General features: G+C 73.5%; 14 protein-coding genes and 1 pseudogene. 7 read left to right on the forward strand and 8 right to left on the reverse strand.

Annotated features, from left to right (window positions below; all coding sequences use genetic code 11):
- Positions 1–31 precede the first annotated feature (31 nt).
- From KO717_RS32390 to KO717_RS32400, 3 genes are all read right to left on the reverse strand, one after another.
- Positions 32–1285, reverse strand: coding sequence for a Tm-1-like ATP-binding domain-containing protein (locus KO717_RS32390; protein WP_301374898.1), 1254 nt, complete (start codon positions 1283–1285; stop codon positions 32–34).
- 48 nt (positions 1286–1333) lie between these two features.
- Positions 1334–1813: an NUDIX domain-containing protein gene (locus KO717_RS32395; protein WP_301373000.1), complete on the reverse strand. Its 480-nt coding sequence runs from the start codon at positions 1811–1813 to the stop codon at positions 1334–1336.
- A gap of 71 nt (positions 1814–1884) precedes the next feature.
- Positions 1885–2943 carry a cation diffusion facilitator family transporter gene (locus tag KO717_RS32400; RefSeq protein ID WP_301373001.1) on the reverse strand — a complete coding sequence of 353 codons (1059 nt, stop codon included), beginning with the start codon at positions 2941–2943 and terminating at the stop codon, positions 1885–1887.
- Between the two features lie 179 nt (positions 2944–3122).
- On the opposite strand from KO717_RS32400, the gene KO717_RS32405 reads away from it, so the two are divergent.
- The 3 genes from KO717_RS32405 to KO717_RS32415 are packed head-to-tail and all read left to right on the forward strand — an operon-like array spanning position 3123 to position 7275.
- Positions 3123–5504 (forward strand): ABC transporter ATP-binding protein/permease, encoded by a 2382-nt coding sequence (locus tag KO717_RS32405; RefSeq protein ID WP_301373002.1) that lies wholly within the window; start codon positions 3123–3125, stop codon positions 5502–5504.
- A gap of 5 nt (positions 5505–5509) precedes the next feature.
- Positions 5510–6238 carry a hypothetical protein gene (locus KO717_RS32410; protein ID WP_301373003.1) on the forward strand — a complete coding sequence of 243 codons (729 nt, stop codon included), beginning with the start codon at positions 5510–5512 and terminating at the stop codon, positions 6236–6238.
- A gap of 2 nt (positions 6239–6240) precedes the next feature.
- Entirely contained in the window at positions 6241–7275 is a 1035-nt protein-coding gene (locus KO717_RS32415; protein ID WP_301373004.1) for a serine/threonine-protein kinase, read from the forward strand.
- Positions 7276–7346: 71 nt separating this feature from the next.
- On the opposite strand, the gene KO717_RS32420 is transcribed toward KO717_RS32415, so the two are convergent.
- Positions 7347–8642 (reverse strand): streptophobe family protein, encoded by a 1296-nt coding sequence (locus KO717_RS32420; protein WP_301373005.1) that lies wholly within the window; start codon positions 8640–8642, stop codon positions 7347–7349.
- 93 nt (positions 8643–8735) lie between these two features.
- On the opposite strand from KO717_RS32420, the pseudogene KO717_RS37535 reads away from it, so the two are divergent.
- A pseudogene (locus KO717_RS37535) lies at positions 8736–9983 on the forward strand (DUF6777 domain-containing protein); the annotation flags it as partial.
- A 494-nt stretch (positions 9984–10477) separates the two neighbouring features.
- Here KO717_RS37535 and KO717_RS32430 read toward each other — a convergent pair.
- The gene (locus KO717_RS32430; RefSeq protein ID WP_301373007.1) at positions 10478–10726 is read right to left on the reverse strand and encodes a hypothetical protein; all 249 of its coding nucleotides are present in this window, start codon (positions 10724–10726) and stop codon (positions 10478–10480) included.
- A gap of 126 nt (positions 10727–10852) precedes the next feature.
- Between KO717_RS32430 and KO717_RS32435 the strand changes: the two genes are divergently transcribed.
- From KO717_RS32435 to KO717_RS32445, 3 genes are all read left to right on the forward strand, one after another.
- Entirely contained in the window at positions 10853–12052 is a 1200-nt protein-coding gene (locus KO717_RS32435) for a sensor histidine kinase (RefSeq protein WP_301373008.1), read from the forward strand.
- A gap of 16 nt (positions 12053–12068) precedes the next feature.
- Complete coding sequence (locus tag KO717_RS32440) at positions 12069–12761, forward strand: response regulator transcription factor (RefSeq protein WP_301373009.1); 693 nt, start codon at positions 12069–12071, stop codon at positions 12759–12761.
- Positions 12762–12921: 160 nt separating this feature from the next.
- Positions 12922–14991 (forward strand): SpoIIE family protein phosphatase, encoded by a 2070-nt coding sequence (locus tag KO717_RS32445; RefSeq protein WP_301373010.1) that lies wholly within the window; start codon positions 12922–12924, stop codon positions 14989–14991.
- Positions 14992–15114: 123 nt separating this feature from the next.
- On the opposite strand, the gene KO717_RS32450 is transcribed toward KO717_RS32445, so the two are convergent.
- From KO717_RS32450 to KO717_RS32460, 3 genes are all read right to left on the reverse strand, one after another.
- On the reverse strand, positions 15115–17124 hold the full coding sequence (locus KO717_RS32450) for an ABC transporter permease (RefSeq protein WP_301373011.1): 2010 nt from the start codon (positions 17122–17124) through the stop codon (positions 15115–15117).
- Positions 17125–17278: 154 nt separating this feature from the next.
- Complete coding sequence (gene modA, locus KO717_RS32455; RefSeq protein WP_301373012.1) at positions 17279–18070, reverse strand: molybdate ABC transporter substrate-binding protein; 792 nt, start codon at positions 18068–18070, stop codon at positions 17279–17281.
- 157 nt (positions 18071–18227) lie between these two features.
- Entirely contained in the window at positions 18228–18623 is a 396-nt protein-coding gene (locus KO717_RS32460) for a TOBE domain-containing protein (protein WP_030730138.1), read from the reverse strand.
- Positions 18624–18715: the final 92 nt, after the last annotated feature.

Genomic DNA, 18715 nt, shown 5'->3' on the forward strand with positions numbered 1-18715 from the left:
CCGTGGCCGGTTCCCAACCACGGCGGACGGCTCAGGCCGCGGCCGACAGGGCCCCGATCATGGCGTGCAGCCGGTCGGCCGCCGCCCGCCCGAAGGCCGGATCGTTGATGTGTGTGTCGTAGTCGTAGAGCCTGGTGGCACTGCCCCGCAGCCCCTCGCGCAGCGCCGAGAACAGGGCCCGGTCCGCGCCGGCGTCATGGTACGGCCCGCCCGGCGCGCCGAGCGTGGACAGTCCACGGAGCGGGACGCAGACTGCCGTGGGGCCGTTCGCCGCGCGCAGTTTGGCGGCGACCCGGCGGCCGAGCTCCGCGCATTCGGCCACGGTCGTACGGGTCACCGTGATGGACGGATTGTGGACGTGGACGCCCCGGTCGCGGACCTGCCGGGGCAGGCTCTCCAGCGGGCCGAACTTCACCATGTCCAGCGCCCCCAGGCTCACCACCTGCGGGATTCCGGCCCGGCCGGCGGCGCTGAGCCGGTCCGGGCCCGCGGTGAGGATGCCCCCGCACAGGTCGTCGGCGAGCTCGCTGAGGGTGAGGTCGAGGACGCCGGCGAAGATCCCCTGGCCGGCCAGGGTCTCCAGGGTGCGGCCGCCGGTGCCGCTGACATGGAAGACCAGCACCTCGTAGCCGAGTTCCGTCAGCCGCTCGCGCGCCGCGTCCACCCCGGCCGTGGTCACGCCCGCCATGCTCGCCGCGACCAGGGGGCGGCCGCCCGCGCCCAGCCGGGGCGGGTGGCCCTCCGCGCAAGCGCGGGCGTAGGCCCGGGCCATCCCGGTGATCGCCGCCACGGCGTTCGCCAGGACCGGAGCGGAGATGCTGTTGATCCCCGCGATGTCCACCACGCTGTACATCATGGTGATGTCCGAGGAGCCCACGTACGGGCGGACGTCCCCGGACGCCATGGACGAGACCATCAGTTTCGGTACGCCGAGCGGCAGGGCGCGCATCGCCCGGGTGGCGATGGAGGTGCCGCCGCTCCCGCCGACGGCGAGCACCCCGTGCAGCCTGCCCTCGGCGTGCAGGCGTAAGAGGGTCGCCTCCGCGCCCCTCGCCATGGTGGTCACGGCCGCACCCCGGTCGGCGGCCGTGCGCAGTTCCGACAGTTCCGTTCCGGCCGCCCGGGCCACCGCGTCACGCGGCACGTCGGCGGGCACCCGGGGTTCGCCCATGATTCCTGTGTCGACCAGTACCACTTCGACGCCGGCGCGCAGCAGCCTCTCCCGCAGCCAGCCGTACTCCACACCCTTGGTGTCCAGGGTTCCCACCAGCACGACGTTCGTCATGTGTGCAATGTCCATGCAGGTAAGGGTGTTGGCAAGTGCAAGTGTGGGTCAAACCTTCAGGAGCTCCAACAGTCTCTCCAGGAAGGGGAGTTGGGAGGGCATCAGCATGTTTTGCGCCACTGGCGGAGCAAACCAGGCCACCCGGTCCAGCTCCGGGAACTCCTGGACGTTCCCGGAGTGCGGAGGCCACTCCATCGAGAAGGTTCCGGGCACCATGAGCGCGGGGTCGAGATCCGCCTCCACCGCCCAGATGGTCACCAGCTTTCCGCTGGTCAGACGTACCTCGCCCAGCGGGAGGTACTCGCCCTCCGGCGGGGGCAGCCCGATCTCCTCGGTGAACTCGCGGCGGGCCGCGTCCCGCGGAGTCTCCTCCGGTCCGTATTCACCCTTGGGGATGGCCCAGTCCCCGGTCACCCGCCCGGCCCAGAGCGGGCCGCCCATATGTCCGAGGAGTACCTCGACGCCGGGCTCCGGCTCCGGACCGGTCCGCCGGAAGAGGAGCAGTCCGGCACTGCGTTTGTGCGTCATGGGTACATCCATGCCCCGTGCGGACCCGGGCCAGTGATACGGGTTCGGGTTCTGCAGCCAGGAGTCAGCGGTCAGTGGTCGTGCGGGCCCTGCCGGTGGACCGGACCGTGCGCGTCCGCGCAGTGCGCGTCGGACGGGCCCCCGCCCGCGCGGCCGACCGTGAGCAGGGAGTCCTGCGCGTGGTCCACCTGGAGGGTGGTGTGCGTGATCCCGTACTCCTTGTCGAGCAGCTGCTCCAGGTCCCGGCGGACGGCGTGGCAGTCGCCCTCCGGCTCCACCAGCACGTGCGCGGACAGTGCCGCCTGGCCCGAGGTGATCGTCCAGATGTGCAGGTCGTGCACCTCGGTGACGGGCGGCTGCCCGACGAGGCGGTCGCCGACCGCGTCCGGGTCCACATGGGCCGGGGCGGCCTCCAGGAGGATCCGGCCGGACTCGCGGACCAGCCCGTAGCCCGCCTTGAGCATCAGCACCACCACGACCAGCGTGGCGATCGCGTCCGCCTGCCGGAAACCGGTGGTCAGCACGATCAGACCGGCGATCGCCGTGCCGATGAAGGCGAAGAGGTCGTTCAGGATGTGCTGGTAGGCGCCCTCGACGACGAGCGCCGAACGGTTCGCCCGGGAGATGCACCAGGCCGCGGCCACATTGACGGCGATGCCCGCGAGCGCCGTCACGACGACCAGCCCGCCCTCCACCGGCGGCGGGTCCATCAGCCGCCGCACCGCCTCGTACGCCAGCCAGACGGCCAGGAGGATCAGCGTCAGCCCGTTCGCCTGGGCGGAGAGTATCTCCGCCCGCTTGAGGCCGTACGTGAAGCCGCCGCGGGCGGGGCGCGCGGCCAGCCGCATGGCGATCAGCGCCAGGACGATCGAGACCGCGTCGGTCAGCATGTGGGCCGCGTCGGAGATCAGCGCCAGCGAGTTGGCCATGACGCCGACGACCACCTCGACGGCCATGAACCCGCCGATCAGGGCGAGCGCGATCGCCAGCCAGCGCCGGTCGGCATCGGCCGCCACGCCATGGCTGTGCCCGCCGGGACCGTGGCCGTGGTCGTGGCCCGCGGACCCGTTGCCGCGTCCGCTGCCGTTCCCGTGCCCGTGGCCGTCGTGCGCGTGGTCGTGCCCACTCATGGCGTCCCCCGTCTCGTCGCGGCGCCCGTGTGTTCGGGTCCGTCGCGTGAAGTGAAGCGCACCCCGGCGGGATCGGCAAAGGCTGCAACGGGGACCGTTGTCATTACCCATAAGAGGGCTCTGACCTGCGACGATGCCCGACCGGTGCCGGACCTTCGCGATCGTGGGAAAATCTGGTCATGGTCCAGCGCCCAAGTGTGCCGACCGCGCCCCAGCTCGTCCTGGTGACCGACTGGGGCGCCACCGAGATGGATCCGGACCGGATCTACCACGTCGGTCGGGACCCCCTTTGCGAGATCTGCCTCGACGACGCCCGCGTCTCCTGGCACCACGCGATCCTGCGCCCGGACGGCGACCACTGGACGCTCGAGGACGAGGGCAGCACCAACGGCACCTTCGCCGACGGTCACCGCGTCCACGAGTGGAGCGTCGGCGTGGGCACCGAGCTGCGGTTCGGCAGCGTCGAGGACGGGCCGCGCGCCGCCGTCGTCGGCCCCGCACCGCCGGAGCCCGCACCACCCCCCGCGCCCGGCGCCGGGCGCCCGTCCCAGGTCGCGAACCCGGCCATGACCGGTACCTTCCGCCGGCCGACGACCGTACGTCCGCTGCCCGTCCGCACCGCCGTCCGCATCGGCCGCGCCCCCGACAGCGACCTCGTCGTCGACGACCTCACCGTCTCCCGCCGCCACGCCGAGCTGCACGCCCTCGCCGACGGCAGTTACGAGATCGTCGACCTGGGCAGCCACAACGGCACCTACCTCAACGGCGCCGCCGTGACCCGGGCCACCCCCGTCACCGAGGGCGACATCGTCGGCATCGGCCACTCGGTCTTCTGCCTCGTCGGCGACCAGCTCCAGGAGTACGTGGACACCGGAGAGGTGTCCCTCGACGTCCAGGGCCTCACCGTCGCCGTCGACCACGGCCGCAAGACCCTCCTCGACCAGGTTTCCTTCCCCGTCGGCGCCAAATGCCTGCTCGCCGTCGTGGGCCCCAGCGGAGCCGGCAAGTCCACCCTGCTCGGCGCACTGACCGGACTGCGCCCCGCCGACCATGGCACCGTCCTGTACGACGGACGCGACCTCTACCGCGACTACGCCGAACTGCGCAGCCGCATCGGCCTCGTCCCGCAGGACGACATCCTGCACTCCCAGCTCACCGTCCGGCGCGCCCTCACCTACGCCGCCGAACTGCGCTTCCCGCAGGACACCGCCAAGGCCGAACGCCAGGCCCGGGTCGACGAGGTGATCGGCGAACTCGGCCTCGAACAGCGCGCCGACCAGCCCATCCACAGCCTCTCCGGCGGCCAGCGCAAACGCGTCTCCGTCGCCCTGGAACTGCTCACCAAGCCCTCCCTGCTCTTCCTGGACGAGCCCACCTCCGGACTCGACCCCGGCATGGACCGCTCGGTGATGAACATGCTGCGCGACCTCGCCGACGACGGCCGCACGGTCATCGTCGTCACCCACAGTGTGCTCAACCTCGAAGGCTGCGACCGCCTCCTGGTCCTGGCGCCCGGCGGGCGCATCGCGTACTACGGTGCCCCCGGGGAAGCCCTCGACTTCTTCGGCTTCGACCAGTGGCCCGAGGCCTTCGAAGCCTTCGAGAACCAGCGTGACCGCGACTGGGCCGGGGAGTACCGGGCCTCGCCGCTGCACCGCCGCCACGTCGACGTCACCGCCGGCCGGCCGCCTCTCACCGCGCAGGCCGAACGGGCCGCCAGCGTCTCTCCGCATCCGCCGCCCAAGGCCCAGAGCTGGGGCTCCCAGCTCTCCACCCTGATCCGCCGGTACGCCGCCGTGCTCAGGTCCGACCGCACCTTCCTGATCATCATGGTCGCGCTGCCCTTCGTCATGGGCGCCATGACCCGCGCCCTGGCCGGCAACACCCTCAACGCCGAGACCGCGCTGAACGCCCTGTTCATCCTGTGCGTGGGCGGAGTCCTGATCGGCGCCGCCAACGCGGTGCGCGAACTCGTCAAGGAACGCGTCATCTACCAGCGCGAGCGCTCCGTCGGCCTGTCCCGGTCGGCCTACCTGATGTCCAAGGTGGTCGTCCTCGGCGCGATCACCGTCGCCCAGGCCGTGGTCCTGACCCTCGTCGGCCTCGCGGGCGTCACCATCAATGCCCCAGGCGGCCGCGGCCTCTTCATGCCACCACTGATGGAGATCACCCTCGCCGTCGCCCTGCTGTCCCTCACCGCGATGCTGCTCGGCCTGCTGATCTCCGCCCTGGTGACCAAGGAGGAGGTCACCATGCCGCTGCTGGTCCTCCTCACCATCGTCCAGGTCGTCTTCTGCGGCTCCCTGCTGAAACTCACCGGAGTCCCCGTCATCGAACAGCTGGCCTGGTTCGTTCCCGCCCGGTGGGCCATGGGAGCGATGGCCGGCACCATCGACCTCGGCGCGATCGTGCCCGGCAAGATCACCCAGGACCCGCTGTTCGACCACGAGGCCCACCTGTGGCTCCTCGAAATGGGCATGCTCGTCGTCCTGTCCGTGCTGTTCGGCGTGCTGGTCGCCCGGCTGCTGCGCCGCCACGAGCCGACCATCATGCGGAAGTAGGCCTCATGAGCAGCCCGCTGGGACCCGGAGGCGAGGTGGCGGACTTCCGGCCCACTCATGTGGTGCCCCAGGAGGGACTGCCCGCCTGGGAGGGCCCCGACGTCACCCGGCCGACCGTGCCCCTGGACCCGTTCCTGCCCGTGCAGCTGCTGTCCCGGCGCGGCGAGTGGGGGGAGGTCCTGTGCGCCAACGGGTGGTCCGCCTGGGTGGACGGACGGCTGCTGGTCGCCGTGCCGCACCCGCCGCCGACGGCCGGGGGACGGCCCCCGGTCCGCTCCGAGGACCCGCGCCCGCTGCTCACCCGCGGCTCCGAGGCCCTGGAACGCTACCGGCGGGCCGTGGACGAGCTCGCCTCGGGACGCATCGACGCCGACGCCTTCCGCCGCTCGCTGCGCGGGCTGCGGGCCGGGGTGGTCATAGACGGGGAGTCGGTGTGGCTCTACGACGAGAAGTCGGGCCGCTGGCTGTACGACGACGGGGACCGCATGGCGACCTACGCGGTCGTCGCCGGCCCGGGCGGCCCGTCCGCGCCCGCGCCCGAACCCGCGCCGCAGCCACCGCCCGCGCCGCCGCCCGCGGACACGGACCCGGGCGGCGGGGCCGCCGTACGCAGGGAACCGCCGCCGACCGACGTGGTCGGAATCCCGCGCGACGCCCCCGGGAAGCAGCCCGACCGGGCGGCGGCCCATGACCCGACGCGGATCGTGGACACCCGCGACCCCGGAGGCGGCTGACGGTGGACGAGGACCGGGCGGAGCGCGCCGGCGGGTCCCCCACCGATCTGCGCGGGCAGCAGATCGCCGGGTACCTGGTGGAGAGCGAGATCGGGCGCGGGGGCATGGCCGTCGTCTACGAGGCGCGGGACCTGCGCCTCGACCGGCGGGTGGCACTGAAACTGCTGGCCCCCGAGCTGGCCCGCAACGACACGTTCAGGAAGCGGTTCGCCCACGAGTCGAAGGTGGCCGCGACCATCGAGCACCCGCACATCGTGCCCGTGTTCGAGGCGGGGGAGGCGGACGGGCTGCTCTACATCGCCATGCGTCTCGTCGAGGGACCGGACCTGCGGGTGATGCTGGACCGGACGGGCCCGCTGCCGGTGGAGACGGCCGCGCGGATCGCCGGCCAGGTGGCCTCCGCGCTGGACGCCGCCCACGCCCACGACCTGGTCCACCGGGACGTGAAACCGGGCAACATCCTGATCGCCCCGGGCACGGACCGGGACCACCCCGAACACGCCTACCTCACGGACTTCGGGCTGACGAAGAAGTCGCTGTCGCTGACCGGGTTCACGACCGACGGGCAGTTCGTCGGGACCGTGACCTACGTGGCGCCGGAACAGATCTCCGGGAAGCCGGTGGACGGCCGCTGCGACGTCTACAGCCTGGGGTGCGTCGTCTACGAGGCCCTCGCCGGGGAACCGCCCTTCCAGCGGGACGACGACATCGCCCTGCTGTGGGCCCACCAGTACGACCCCCCGCCGCCGCTGAGCTCGCGCCGGCCCGGGCTGCCGGAGGAGGTGGATGCGGTCCTCGCGAAGGCGCTGGCCAAGTCGCCGGACGACCGGTGGAGCAGCTGTCTGGAGTTCACCGGAGCCCTGCGGCGGGCGGGGGAGGCCGGCGGGCCGCCGACGGCGGGCGAGGCGGGCGGGGTGGTGGACGAGGCGGCGGGCGGAGCGGAGCAGCCCGCGCGACCCGAGTTGCCCGCCCCGCCGCCGGTTCCGCCGTGGGCCCTGCCGGTGTTCCGCCTGCCGGCTTCCGGAGGGACGGCCTGAGCCGCTCCCTGCCTGTCCGGCACGTGCGGTCCGGCACGTGCGGTCCGGCTCGTTCGGTCCGGCTCGTTCGGCTATTCGGGTGTCGCGCGGGTCGCGGCGGCCGGTTCGTCGACCCGGCCGCCTCGGTGCAGCGGACGCGCCAGCAGGGCGCCCAGGAATCCCGCCACCGCGCCCCACAGGAGTCCGAGACCGACATTGCGCCACAGCACCGGCTGCAGCTGGACCTGACCGCCGAGGCCGTCCACCTCACCGATACCCAGCAGGGAGAGGCCGAACTGCGCCTGGATCCGGCCCAGCAGACAGACCGCCAGAGTGGCCAGCGCCAGAGCCACGCCCAGGTGGAGGGCGTGCTGCCAGGGCCGGACGTGGGTGGGGGAGCGTACGGCGGCCAGTACGCCCGTGCCGAGCAGCAGGACGGCGGCCACCACCACCAGCCACCAGGCCCGGGAGTCCTGCTCCGCGAGCGCGGCCACGTCGATCCGGGACGGGTCGGAGCCGCGCAGGACCTGGTCCAGCAGCTGCGGCATCGGCAGCCCGAAGGGGCCCTCGACGTTGCCCTCCCAGGCGCCGCCGAAGCCCAGGGTGAGCGCGAGCCAGACGAGGTTCGGCAGCCCGAGCAGGATCACGGCGAAGGTCCGGTCGGCATGGCCCTGGGTGGCGGCCACGACCACGCCGACCCCGATGCCGAGGACGACGTAGGCGAGGAGCAGCAGCATCGTGGCGAAGGCGGCCGGGCGCAGCGCCGTGTGGAAGCGGACCAGCCGGGCCGGCAGCGGGGCGCGCCGCGAGACCAGCAGGGCGATCAGCAACAGGCCGATGATCCACAGCAGTCCGTACAGGAGGGTGGCCGGCAGGTCGGCCTCGAAGCCCACCGTGGGTGCGGAGTCCAGGAATTCGGTGATGGTCCCGATGGGGGAGTCGCCGGTGGAGATGCCGAAGGTCTCGCGGGCGAGGAAGGCGGCGCCGGTCAGGGCGAGCAGCCACAGCACGACCAACGGGACCGCACGGCCGATGAGTTCACGGGGCCCGGCCACGGCCCGGTTGTGCAGGGGGCGCAGGAAGAGGTAGCCGGTCACGAGGGCGCCGGCCAGGCTCACCGAGAGGGGGACCACCGACAGGCTCACCTGCGCCCCCGCCAGCGAACCGGCACCGCCCGACACCTCCAGCGAACCACCCGCCGCCATCACCACGACCGCGGCGACCACATGCGGGAACGCGCCGCCCGGAAGGCCGCCCGCGCCCGCGCACATCAGCCCGGCGGCGGCGACCGCGCCCATCACCACGAATCCCGCGACGACGGCGACGAGGGCGTCCCGCCATGCCCTCGCGGAGCCCCCCGACGATGACGATTCCGGCGTCCGACTCACCCTGCCACCGTGACATCCCCGGCTTGCGGGCACCACCCGGACGGCGCACACAATGGTCCCCGGGGAACTCACTCCTCCTGGGAAGAAGAGCCCGTGACCACACAACCCTCCGGCCGACCGCCGTCTTCAGGACGCCCCACCGGGCCGCCTTCAGGCCCGCTCTCGGGCGGGCAGCAGGGTCCGCCGCCGCCTCCGCCGCCGGCGCCGCCGGGTGGGCCCGGAGGACCGGCCCCGGGACCGGCCGGAGGTCCCTGGTGGCGCTCCGTGCCACGGCTCGTCACCGCGCTGGTCGCGGTGGCGGCGGTCGTGGCTCTGGCCGTGGTTCTCACCCGGCCCGGCGGGAAGGCCGACAACGCGGGCGGCGAGGTGTTCCTCCAGCCGGTCGCCAGCTCCGGCCCCGACCCCTTCACGGAGTCCGCGGTGGTGAAGGACGCGCCGCCCCCTCCGGAGAGCCCGCCGCCCTCTCCGCAGGGCACGGTCGGCCCGAGTGCCAGCCCGACCGGGCCGGTGGGCACCAGGAGCGTGAGCGGTTCCGCGCCGGGCGTGTACGGCGGCACCAGGAACGTCGCCAGCTGTGACGTCGAGAAGCTGATCGGATCGCTGAGTGCGGATCCCGCGAAGAACGCGGCCTTCGCCCAGGCGCAGGGCATCCAGCCGGCCGCCGTTCCCGGCTACCTCCGCTCGCTCACCTCGGTGCAGCTGCGGATGGACACCCGGGTGACGAACCACAGCTACCGGGACGGCAAGCTCGTCCCCTACCAGGCGGTGCTCCAGGCCGGGACCGCCGTGCTGGTGGACGACCGGGGTGTGCCCCGGGTGCGCTGCGCGTGCGGGAACCCGCTGGGTCCGCCGGTGCCGCTCAAGGCTTCCCCGAAGCGTTTCGGGCAGACGTGGCCCTCCTACCAGCCGGCGAAGGTGGTGGCCATCGCACCGGCGCCGACCGTCGTCACCAAGATCGTGATCTACGACCACCGTGACAACCAGTGGTACGAGCGCCCCAAGGGCGACCACCAGGGCAAGCCCAAGCCCGACCGGCCGATTCCGCCGCCGCCGGTCCCCACGCCGCCGCTCACTCCGAGTCCGGTGGTCACTCCGACCTCGACCGTGACGGCCCCGACCCCGTCCGGGACCTCGCCGAGGCCGACCCCGTCCGGGACGTCCCCGACCCCGAGCACGTCCGTGACGACGCCGACACCGTCGAAGTCGCCCTCGGAGTCGCCGAAGAAGTCCCCGTCCGAGTCTCCGTCGAAGTCTTCTTCGGAGTCCCCGTCGAAACCGCCCTCGAAGTCCCCTTCGGAGTCTCCGTCGGAGTCACCGAAGAAGACCCCCTCCGAGTCCCCTTCGAAGTCCCCGGCCGAGTCACCGAAGAAGACCCCGGCCGAGTCACCCTCGGCGTCGCCCTCGACGTCGTCCGCCGAGTCGAAGCCGCCTTCGAAGCCTGCCTCGGAGACACCGTCGAAGCCGCCGTCCTCGCCGGCTGCGGTGTCACCGACGCCGAAGTCCGCGCCCGCGACTCCCGCGTCTCCCACCGCTGTGGCCTCTCCCACGGCTCCGGCGACCGTGGTGTCTCCCGCGCCGCGTCCGTCGGCGCCGCGCCCGACCACCCTGCGGCCTTCCGCCCCGCGGACGGTCGCCCCGCCGCCGTCTGCTCCGCAGTCGGTCGCTCCGCAGTCGGTCGCTCCGCAGCCCAAGCCGGAACCGGCCAGGACCGCCCCCCAGCCCGAGCCTGAGGGCCCGGCTCAGGAGAGCTGACGCTCCCCCCGTACGTGAGCGCGCCTCCTCCCCCGTGCGGGGAGGAGGCGCGGTCACGGGGCGCTGCGGCAGCAGCCCGGGGATCAGGCCTGGCCACGGCGGGTGAGCGTGTCGCCCGCCATGCCCACCGCGAGGCCGAGGACGATCATGACGATGTAGCTGTAGATCTCGTAGCCGTCGGGGGCGAGGAACCGGACGAACCCCATGAAGTGCATCCAGCCGAGCCACTCGTGCAGCAGGCCGCTCGCGCCGCCGACGACGAGGACGAAACAGAGCGCACCCGTGACGGTCGTCAGCGGGGACTTCGGGGACTTCGGCGAGGTGGAGGTCATGCTCCGACGTTAGGAGCGGGGCGCCGGGCCGGACATCGGCCTTAGGGCGGCCGGCGCTCGTACTTAAGTATTCGGAACGGGACGAGGACGCCCGCTCCCGCGCCCGCCCGCGTAGATTCCCCGAACATGCGCCGTATCCACCGCACCCGCCGGGACTGGGCCGCCGACCTGGCCCTGTTCCTCTTCGCGGCCTGCTTCGCCGCCGTCAGCTCGCAGTCCATCCCGGTCGCGGAGAGCCTCGGCCCGGGCTGGCGGGCAGCCGACCAGGTGGCCGGCGGGCTGGGGTGCGCGGCGGTCCTGCTGCGGCGGCGCGCCCCGGTCCAGCTGGCCGTGGCGCTGCTCCTGGCCGGCAGCGTGGCGCACTACCTGACCGGGCCGGCCATGGTGGCGGTGTACACGGTGGCCGCGACCCGGCCGTGGAGGGCCACGGCATGGGTGGCGGCCCTGGTCTTCGGACCGCTTCCCCTCTTCCTGTGGCAGCTGCCGGACATGCCGGAGGAACGGGCCGGTTCGGCGGTGACGTACTTCGCCCTGATCGCCGGAGCCATCGGCTGGGGGCTGTTCCGGCGGTCCCGGCAGCAGCTCATCGCCTCGCTGCGCGAGCGCGCCGAGCTGGCGGAGGCGGACGCGGAGTCGCGGGCCGAGCGGGCCCGGATGGAGGCCAGGGAGGAGATCGCCCGCGAGATGCACGACGTACTCGGCCACCGGCTGTCGCTGCTCAGCGTGCACGCGGGTGCCCTGGAGTTCAATCCCGGCGCCCCGCGGGCGGAGATCGAGCGGGCCGCAGGGGTGATGCGCGAGAGCGCCCACCTGGCGCTGCACGACCTGCGCGAGGTGATCGGCGTACTCCGGGCGGGACCCGGTACGGGCACGGGCGCGGGCACAGGCGCGGGGTCCGCGGAGGGCGGAGAGCGCCCGCAGCCGGAACTGGCGGACCTCCCCCGGCTGGTGGCGGAGGCGAGGGCCGCGGGCGGACGGATCGAGCTGGCCGGACCACCCGAAGGGGCCGCGCCGCCGCCCCTGGTGGGGCGTACGGCGTACCGGATCGTGCAGGAGGCGCTGACCAACGTACGCAAGCACGCGCCCGGCGCGGCCGCCGACGTACGGGTCACCGGGGGCCCGGGCGACGGGCTGACGGTGGAGGTCCGCAACACCCCGCCCCCCGGACCGGACACCGCCCCGGCCCCGGTCCCTGCTCCGGCCGAGGGCGGCGGGCAGGGGCTGATCGGGCTGGCCGAACGCGCCCGGCTGGCCGGCGGGGAGCTGACCGCCCTCCCCGCCGGCGGCGGGTTCCGGGTACGGGCCTGGCTACCCTGGCAGGGATGATCAAGGGACGAGACTCGTGAACACGCAAGACGAGGCGCCGGTGATCCGCGCACTGCTGGTCGACGACGATGCGATCGTCCGGGCCGGGCTGCGCCTGATGCTGGGCGGCGCCCCGGACATCGAGCTGGTCGCGGAGGCAGCGGACGGGGCGGAGGTACCCGCCCTGGTCGACGCGCACGGACCCCACCTGGTGCTGATGGACATCCGGATGCCCGGCGTCGACGGGCTGACCGCCACCGAGCGGCTCCGGGCGCGGCCGGGAGCCCCGGAGGTGCTGGTCCTGACCACCTTCCACACCGACGCGCACGTCCTGCGGGCGCTGCGGGCAGGAGCGGCCGGGTTCCTCCTCAAGGACACCCCGCCACGGGAGATCGTGACGGCCATCCGCACGGTGGCCGCCGGGGATCCGGTGCTCTCCCCGGCCGTCACCCGCCGACTCATCGACCAGGTGGCGGGCGACCACGGCCAGGACGCCCGGGCGAGCGCCGCCCGCGCCCGGCTGGCGCTGCTGGCCGGGCGCGAGCGCGAGGTGGCCCTGGCCGTCGGGCGGGGCCTGTCCAACGCGGAGATCGGACGGGAGCTCCACCTGGCGCTGCCCACGGTGAAGACCCACGTGTCCCGGATCCTGACCCGGCTCGACCTCAACAACCGGGTCCAGATCGCCCTGCTGGTCCATGACGCGAACCTGCCGGACAGCGGCCGGCACTGAACGGTCCGGCCGCAGCTTCCGCCGCTTCCGCCGCTTCAGCGACCGCACCGGCGCCGACCGTACCGCTTCCGGCGGCTCCCGCCGGCGTGTCGGGCCGGACACCGAGGGTGTCCGGGCCGCCCGCAGGGACACCGGCGGGCGAGAGTGAGACCCTGGCTGCATGGCCCGTAGGGCAGAGAACCCCGACGTCGGCTGGCCCGCGCGGCCGGACACAAGCCTCGCGCTCAATCGCATGGGCACATTCGACTGGGACCTCGACAGCGGTCGGATGCATCTCGATCCCACCGCCCTCGAGGTACTGGACCTGCGCCCGGACGAGTACGACGGAACCCCCGGCGGCCTCCGGAGCCGCCTCGCGCCCGGTGAGGAAGCGCGGCTCGACACCCGGGTCGCGCAGGCGATCAAGGACGGCCGAAGCCACTACGGGGCCTACGTCCGCAGCCGCCGGCGCGACGGTTCGCCGTCCTGGACCCACATCCAGGGGCACATCCTGCGGGAGCCGTCCGGGCGCCCGTACCGCGTCATCGGGATCCTCCGCGACGCCGCCCACGACCCCGGGGAGCCCGGCGCCGCCGGCGAGGAGATCGAGGGCCGGCGCCGGATGACCGGCGTCGTGGAGCGCACCACCGCCATCCTCGCCCACGCCCGCACCGTCAACGACGTGACCGACATCCTCAAGGACCCGCAGGCCCTCGGCCACCTCGGCGCCGTCAGCGTGATGCTGGGCGTCGTCGACGGCGGCCGCATCCACCTGGTCGCCGAGGGCCAGCTCGGCTCGTACGTGCCCGAGATCGAGTACACGCGGATCGACGCACAGCTCCCGATGAGCGAGGCCGTACGCACCATGCAGTCGGTCTTCCTCGTCTCCCGGGAGGAGTTCCAGCAGCGCTACCCGGACCTGTGGCCGTACATCGAGCCGCTGTCCGTCCGCAGCGGCGTCTATCTCCCGCTGATCGCCCAGGGGCGGCCCATCGGGACGCTCGGGCTGCTCTACACGCGGGACGGCGAATTCACCACCGAGGAGCGGAACCTGCTGATGGCACTCGGCAGCGGGGTCGCGCAGAGCCTCCAGCGGGCCATCCTCTACGAGCAGGAGCACGACCTGGCCGAGGGACTCCAGCGGGCCATGCTGCCCCGCCGGATCCCGGACGTGCCGGGCGCGCGGATCGCCGTACGGTACCGGTCCGCGCGGATGGGCCGGGACATCGGAGGCGACTGGTACGACGTGGTCCCGCTCGGCGAGGGCCGGGTCGGGGTGATGATCGGCGACGTCGAGGGGCACGACACGGACGCGGCCGCCGTCATGGGGCAGCTGCGCATCGTGATGCGCGCCTACGTCGTCGAGGGGCACACACCGGGCGCGGCGATGGCCCGGGCCTCCGCCTTCCTGCGCGAGCTGGAGACGGAACGGTTCGCCACCTGCACCTACGCCGAGGTGGACCTCACCACCGGGATGGCCCGGCTGGTCCGCGCCGGGCACCTCGACCCCGTCGTCCGGCGCGGCGACGGCACCGTCCACCGGGTCCAGGTGGCCGGCGGACTGCCGCTCGGCCTGCCGCCCCGCGAGCAGCCGGGCACCGGCTCCGGCTACCCGGTCACCACCCTCGAACTGCACCCCGGGGACACCCTGCTGCTGTGCACCGACGGCCTGATCGAACGCCCCGGAGCGGAGCCGGACTCCGGCATGCGGGAACTCATGGCGGCGGTCCACAGCGGCCCGGTCGACGTGGAGGAACTCGCCGACGTGCTGTGCGACCTCGTCGGTGACTCGGGCGGCGGGGACGACATGGCCATGCTCGTCCTGCGCCGCCGCGGCACTCCCGTCCCGCGCGGTGGGGGTCCGCTGCAGCAGCGGCTGGAACCGGGTGACACGAAGGCCCCGGCGCTGGCCCGGCACCTGATCCGGGCGGCGGTGGCCGCCTGGGGTGCGCGGCACCGGGCCGACGAGATCGAACTGGCGGCGGACGAGCTGATGACCAATGCCCTGGTCCACACGGACGGTGGCGGCCACGTCAGCATGCGGCTCACGGCGCAGGGCCGGATCCGGATCGAGGTCGAGGACGACAGCAGCGCCCTGCCGAGGCGGCGCGAGGCGGGCGACTGGGCGGTCTCGGGACGCGGACTGATGCTGGTGGACCGCCTCGCGGACGAGTGGGGCGTGGAGCCCCGGGGCGGCGGGAAGTGCGTGTGGTGCGAGTTCGCCCTGGCCGCCCCGGAGGACGCCGGCTGAGGGCCGGGCGCACCGGTCCGGACCCGGCGCGCCCCCGGGATCCGGGGCCAGGGACGCGCGCCTCGGGGACCTGGGGCCCCTGTTGCCCGGAGTCCTGGGATCCGGAGCCCCGGCCCCGAGTCGTCAGAGGCCCACCAGGGTGACCTCGGTGGCCTTCACGCTCGTCCACACCTCGGCGCCCTCCACGATGCCCAGTTCGGCCGCCGCGTCGGGGGTGATCTCGGCGACCAGGTCGGGCGCGGCGGCCGAGGCGATCAGCACGCGCAGCCGGCTGCCGACCGCCGTGATCTCCCGTACGGTGCCCGGCCAGACGTTGCGCGGGCTGCCGCCCGGGCGGTCCCGGTGCACCGAGACCGCCTCCGGAGCGATGATCGCCAGCGCCTCCGCCCCCTCGGGCAGCGTCTCGGCGACCACCAGCCGACCGCCCGCCGCGAGGGTGAGCCCGTCGGCGGACGCGATGCCCGGCCAGGCGTTGCGCCCCAGCATCCGGGCCACCCACGGGGAGCGCGGGTACCGGGTCACCTCGGCGGGCGGTGCTTGCTGCAGGGCCCGGCCGTCGGCCAGTACGAGGACCCGGTCGGCCAGCGACACGGCCTCGACGGGATCGTGGGTGACGATGAGGCAGACCCCGCCGAAGCCGGCCAGGTGGGTGCGCAGGGTGTGCCGGACGCGGGCCCGGGTGGTCTGGTCGAGTGCGGCCAGCGGTTCGTCCAGGAGCAGCAGGCGGGGCCGGGCGGCCAGCGCCCGGGCCAGCGCCACCCGTTGGGCCTGGCCGCCGGACAGCTGGGCGGGCCTGCGGTCGGCGAGGTGCAGGACGCCCAGCCGGTCCAGCCAGGCCCGGGCCTCGCGGCGGGCCTCTCCGCGCGGCACCCCGCGGGCGCGCAGCCCGTACGCGGTGTTGGCAGCGGCCGTCAGGTGCGGGAACAGCGCCCCGTCCTGCGGCACCCAGGCCACCTGGCGCCTGTGCGGGGGCAGGTCGGTGACGTCGGTGTCGCCGAGGCGCAGTGCGGCGTGGGCGCGCGGGGTGAGCCCGAGCAGGGCGCGCAGCAGGGTGGTCTTGCCGGCGCCGTTCTCGCCGACCACGGCGATGGTGGTGCCGGGTTCGGCGTCCAGGGTGAGCTCGTTGAAGCCGGTGACGGTGGCGTGCAGGGGCCAGCGGCCGCTGCTGCGGGGCGCCGTGATGTCGTCGTCGTCGCCGCCGGTGGTGGTGGCGGTGGTGGTGCGGGCGTCGGACGAGGTGGGCGGCTCCTCGGGGACCGGCGCCGCGGTGGCCTCGCGGGCCACCGGGGTGCCCGTCCAGCGTCCGCGCAGGGCGATCAGTACGCCCATGGCGATCGCGAGCAGCAGCAGCGAGACGGAGGTGGCGGCCTCGGGCTTGTCCTGCAGCAGCAGGTACACCTGGAGCGGCAGGGTCTGCGTGGTGCCCGGCAGGTTGCCGGCGAAGGTGATGGTCGCCCCGAACTCGCCCAGCGCGCGGGCCCACGTCAGCGCCGCGCCGGCGATCAGGCCGGGCGCGACCATGGGCAGGGTCACGGTGAAGAACACCCGGACCGGCGAGGCGCCGAGCGAGGCGGCGGTCTCCTCGTAGCTCTGCCTGAGACCACCGAGGGCGCCTTCGAGGCTGATCACCAGGAAGGGCATGGCGACGAACGTGGCCGCGACGACGGCGCCCGAGGTGTGGAACGGCAGGGTGATCCCGAAGGTGCCTTCCAGCCAGGGCCCGAGGAGCCCGCGCCGGCCGAAGCCGAGGAGCAGGGCGACACCGCCCACGGTCGGCGGCAGCACCATCGGGAGCAGGACGAGCGAGCGCACCAGGGCCTTGCCCTTGAACTCGACGCGGGCCAGCAGCCAGGCGAGCGGTACGCCGAGGAGCAGCGAGAGGGCCAGGGCCCACAGGGACACCACGAGCGAGAGCTTCAGGGCCTCGACCACGCCGGGGCTGGTGAGGTGGGTGCCGAGCTCGCCCCACTGGGTGCGTACGAGGATGCCGATGAGCGGCAGCAACAGGAACGCGACGGCGAGCAGCGCGGGGAGCGCCAGGGCCAGCGGGGGCCGGGTGCGGGCCCGGGTGTGGGCACCGGTGCGGACGTGTACGCCGCTGCGCGTGCCGGTTCGGCTGCGGAGTCTGCTCATGAGGGTTCCTGGCTGTTCCTGGCTGGGGTGTCGGCTGCGGGGGAAGCGTAGGCGGCCCGGAGGCGGTTCGCGGGCACGTCCGCGAGAACGCCGAGAGGGGCTGCCTGTCCCCCCGGTTCAGGCAGCCCCTCAGCGGGCGTGGGGCGTACGGTGGTTACGCCTTCTGGAAGCCCGCGTCCTGGAGGATCTTCTGCGCCTCGGGCGTGCTCAGCCAGGCCACGAAGGCGGCCGCGTCCGTGGCGTTCTTGGACTGCTTCAGCGTGGCGGCCGGGTAGGAGGCCACGGCGTTCTGGTCGTCCGGGATCTCCACCGTGACGACCTTGTCGCCGGACTTGGCGGAGTCGGTCTTGTAGACGAGACCGGCGTCGGCCTCACCGAGCTCGACCTTGCTCAGCACGGCCCGGACGTTGGGCTCCTGGGAGACCGGCTTCACCTCGATCTTCTGGGCGTCGAGGATCTGCTTGCTGTAGCGGCCGACCGGGACCTCGGGCGCGGCGAGCACGACCTTGATCTTGGTGTCGGCGAGGTCCTTGAGCTCGTCGATCTTGAACGGGTTGGCCTTGCCGGCCGCGATGACCAGGCGGTTCTTGGCGATGACGGTGGAGTCGCCGGTCTCGGCCTTGAGCCCGTCCATGGTCTTGGTGTCGGCGGTGACCAGCGCGTCGGCCGGGGCGCCCTGCTTGACCTGGGCCGCGAGCTCCTGCGAGCCGGCGAACGAGAAGGTGATCTTCGTGCCGGGGTGGGTCTTCTCGTACTCCGCGCCCGCGGTCTTGAAGACGTCGGTCAGGGAGGAGGCGGCCAGCACCGTGAGGTTCACGGCCTTCGGCTCGGGGGTCGTGTCGGCAGCGGCCTTCTTGTCGTCGCTCTTGCCGCAGGCGGCCAGCGGTACGAGCAGGGCGGCGGTCAGCGCGGCGGCGGTACGACGGCGGATCATGATCGGGGACATGAGCAGATGCTCCTCGGTCGGGTCGGCGGCCGGCCTGGTGCCGGAACCGCGTGGTGGTGACCCGCGCCGGTGACGGGCGGAGCGGGTGGGGACGTTCGGTGATGCCGAGCGGGTGGTGCGGGGGACCGCGGGTGGACAGCGTTCGGCGCCGTCCGGATCAGGTGCGGTCGATGTGCACGCTGGTGGACTTCACGCGGGCGGTGGCCTGCATGCCGACCTCCAGCCCGAGCTCCTCGACGGCCTCACGGGTGAGCAGGGAGACCAGGCGGTGGGGGCCTGCCTGGATCTCGACCTGGGCGGCCACGTCGCCGAGTTTGACGGCCGTGACGATGCCGGGAAAGGCATTGCGCGCCGAGGTGTACGGTTCCCCGTCCTCGAGGTGGGCTCCCTGGCCCACCTCGACGGAGAACGCGGCGAGGTCGCGTCCGTCGATCAGGCGTCGGCCGCCTTCGTCGCGATGGGTCACGACCCGGCCGGCGTCGGCCCAGCGGCGGGCGGTGTCCGGGCTGACGCCCAGCAGACGCGCCGCCTGTCCGATGGTGTAGGACTGCATGGGCGACAACGTAGGGCCACCTGTGGCGCATTTGCAATTCTCTTGGCCTGATCTCCATGGCAGATGCCATACTTCTTGGCTCATCTGCCAAA

It is taken from the genome of Streptomyces xanthophaeus (assembly GCF_030440515.1).
Taxonomy (GTDB): domain Bacteria; phylum Actinomycetota; class Actinomycetes; order Streptomycetales; family Streptomycetaceae; genus Streptomyces; species Streptomyces kutzneri.

What these genes read in the sequence shown, in the direction of transcription:
- KO717_RS32430 (WP_301373007.1), bottom strand. Translation starts at nt 10,726, where the DNA reads ATGACCTCCACCTCGCCGAAGTCCCCGAAGTCCCCGCTGACGACCGTC.
- modA (WP_301373012.1), bottom strand. Translation starts at nt 18,070, where the DNA reads ATGTCCCCGATCATGATCCGCCGTCGTACCGCCGCCGCGCTGACCGCC.
- KO717_RS32460 (WP_030730138.1), bottom strand. Translation starts at nt 18,623, where the DNA reads ATGCAGTCCTACACCATCGGACAGGCGGCGCGTCTGCTGGGCGTCAGC.
- KO717_RS32395 (WP_301373000.1), bottom strand. Translation starts at nt 1,813, where the DNA reads ATGACGCACAAACGCAGTGCCGGACTGCTCCTCTTCCGGCGGACCGGT.
- KO717_RS32410 (WP_301373003.1), top strand. Translation starts at nt 5,510, where the DNA reads ATGAGCAGCCCGCTGGGACCCGGAGGCGAGGTGGCGGACTTCCGGCCC.
- KO717_RS32400 (WP_301373001.1), bottom strand. Translation starts at nt 2,943, where the DNA reads ATGAGTGGGCACGACCACGCGCACGACGGCCACGGGCACGGGAACGGC.
- KO717_RS32390 (WP_301374898.1), bottom strand. Translation starts at nt 1,285, where the DNA reads ATGACGAACGTCGTGCTGGTGGGAACCCTGGACACCAAGGGTGTGGAG.
- KO717_RS32445 (WP_301373010.1), top strand. Translation starts at nt 12,922, where the DNA reads ATGGCCCGTAGGGCAGAGAACCCCGACGTCGGCTGGCCCGCGCGGCCG.
- KO717_RS32435 (WP_301373008.1), top strand. Translation starts at nt 10,853, where the DNA reads ATGCGCCGTATCCACCGCACCCGCCGGGACTGGGCCGCCGACCTGGCC.
- KO717_RS32450 (WP_301373011.1), bottom strand. Translation starts at nt 17,124, where the DNA reads ATGAGCAGACTCCGCAGCCGAACCGGCACGCGCAGCGGCGTACACGTC.
- KO717_RS32405 (WP_301373002.1), top strand. Translation starts at nt 3,123, where the DNA reads ATGGTCCAGCGCCCAAGTGTGCCGACCGCGCCCCAGCTCGTCCTGGTG.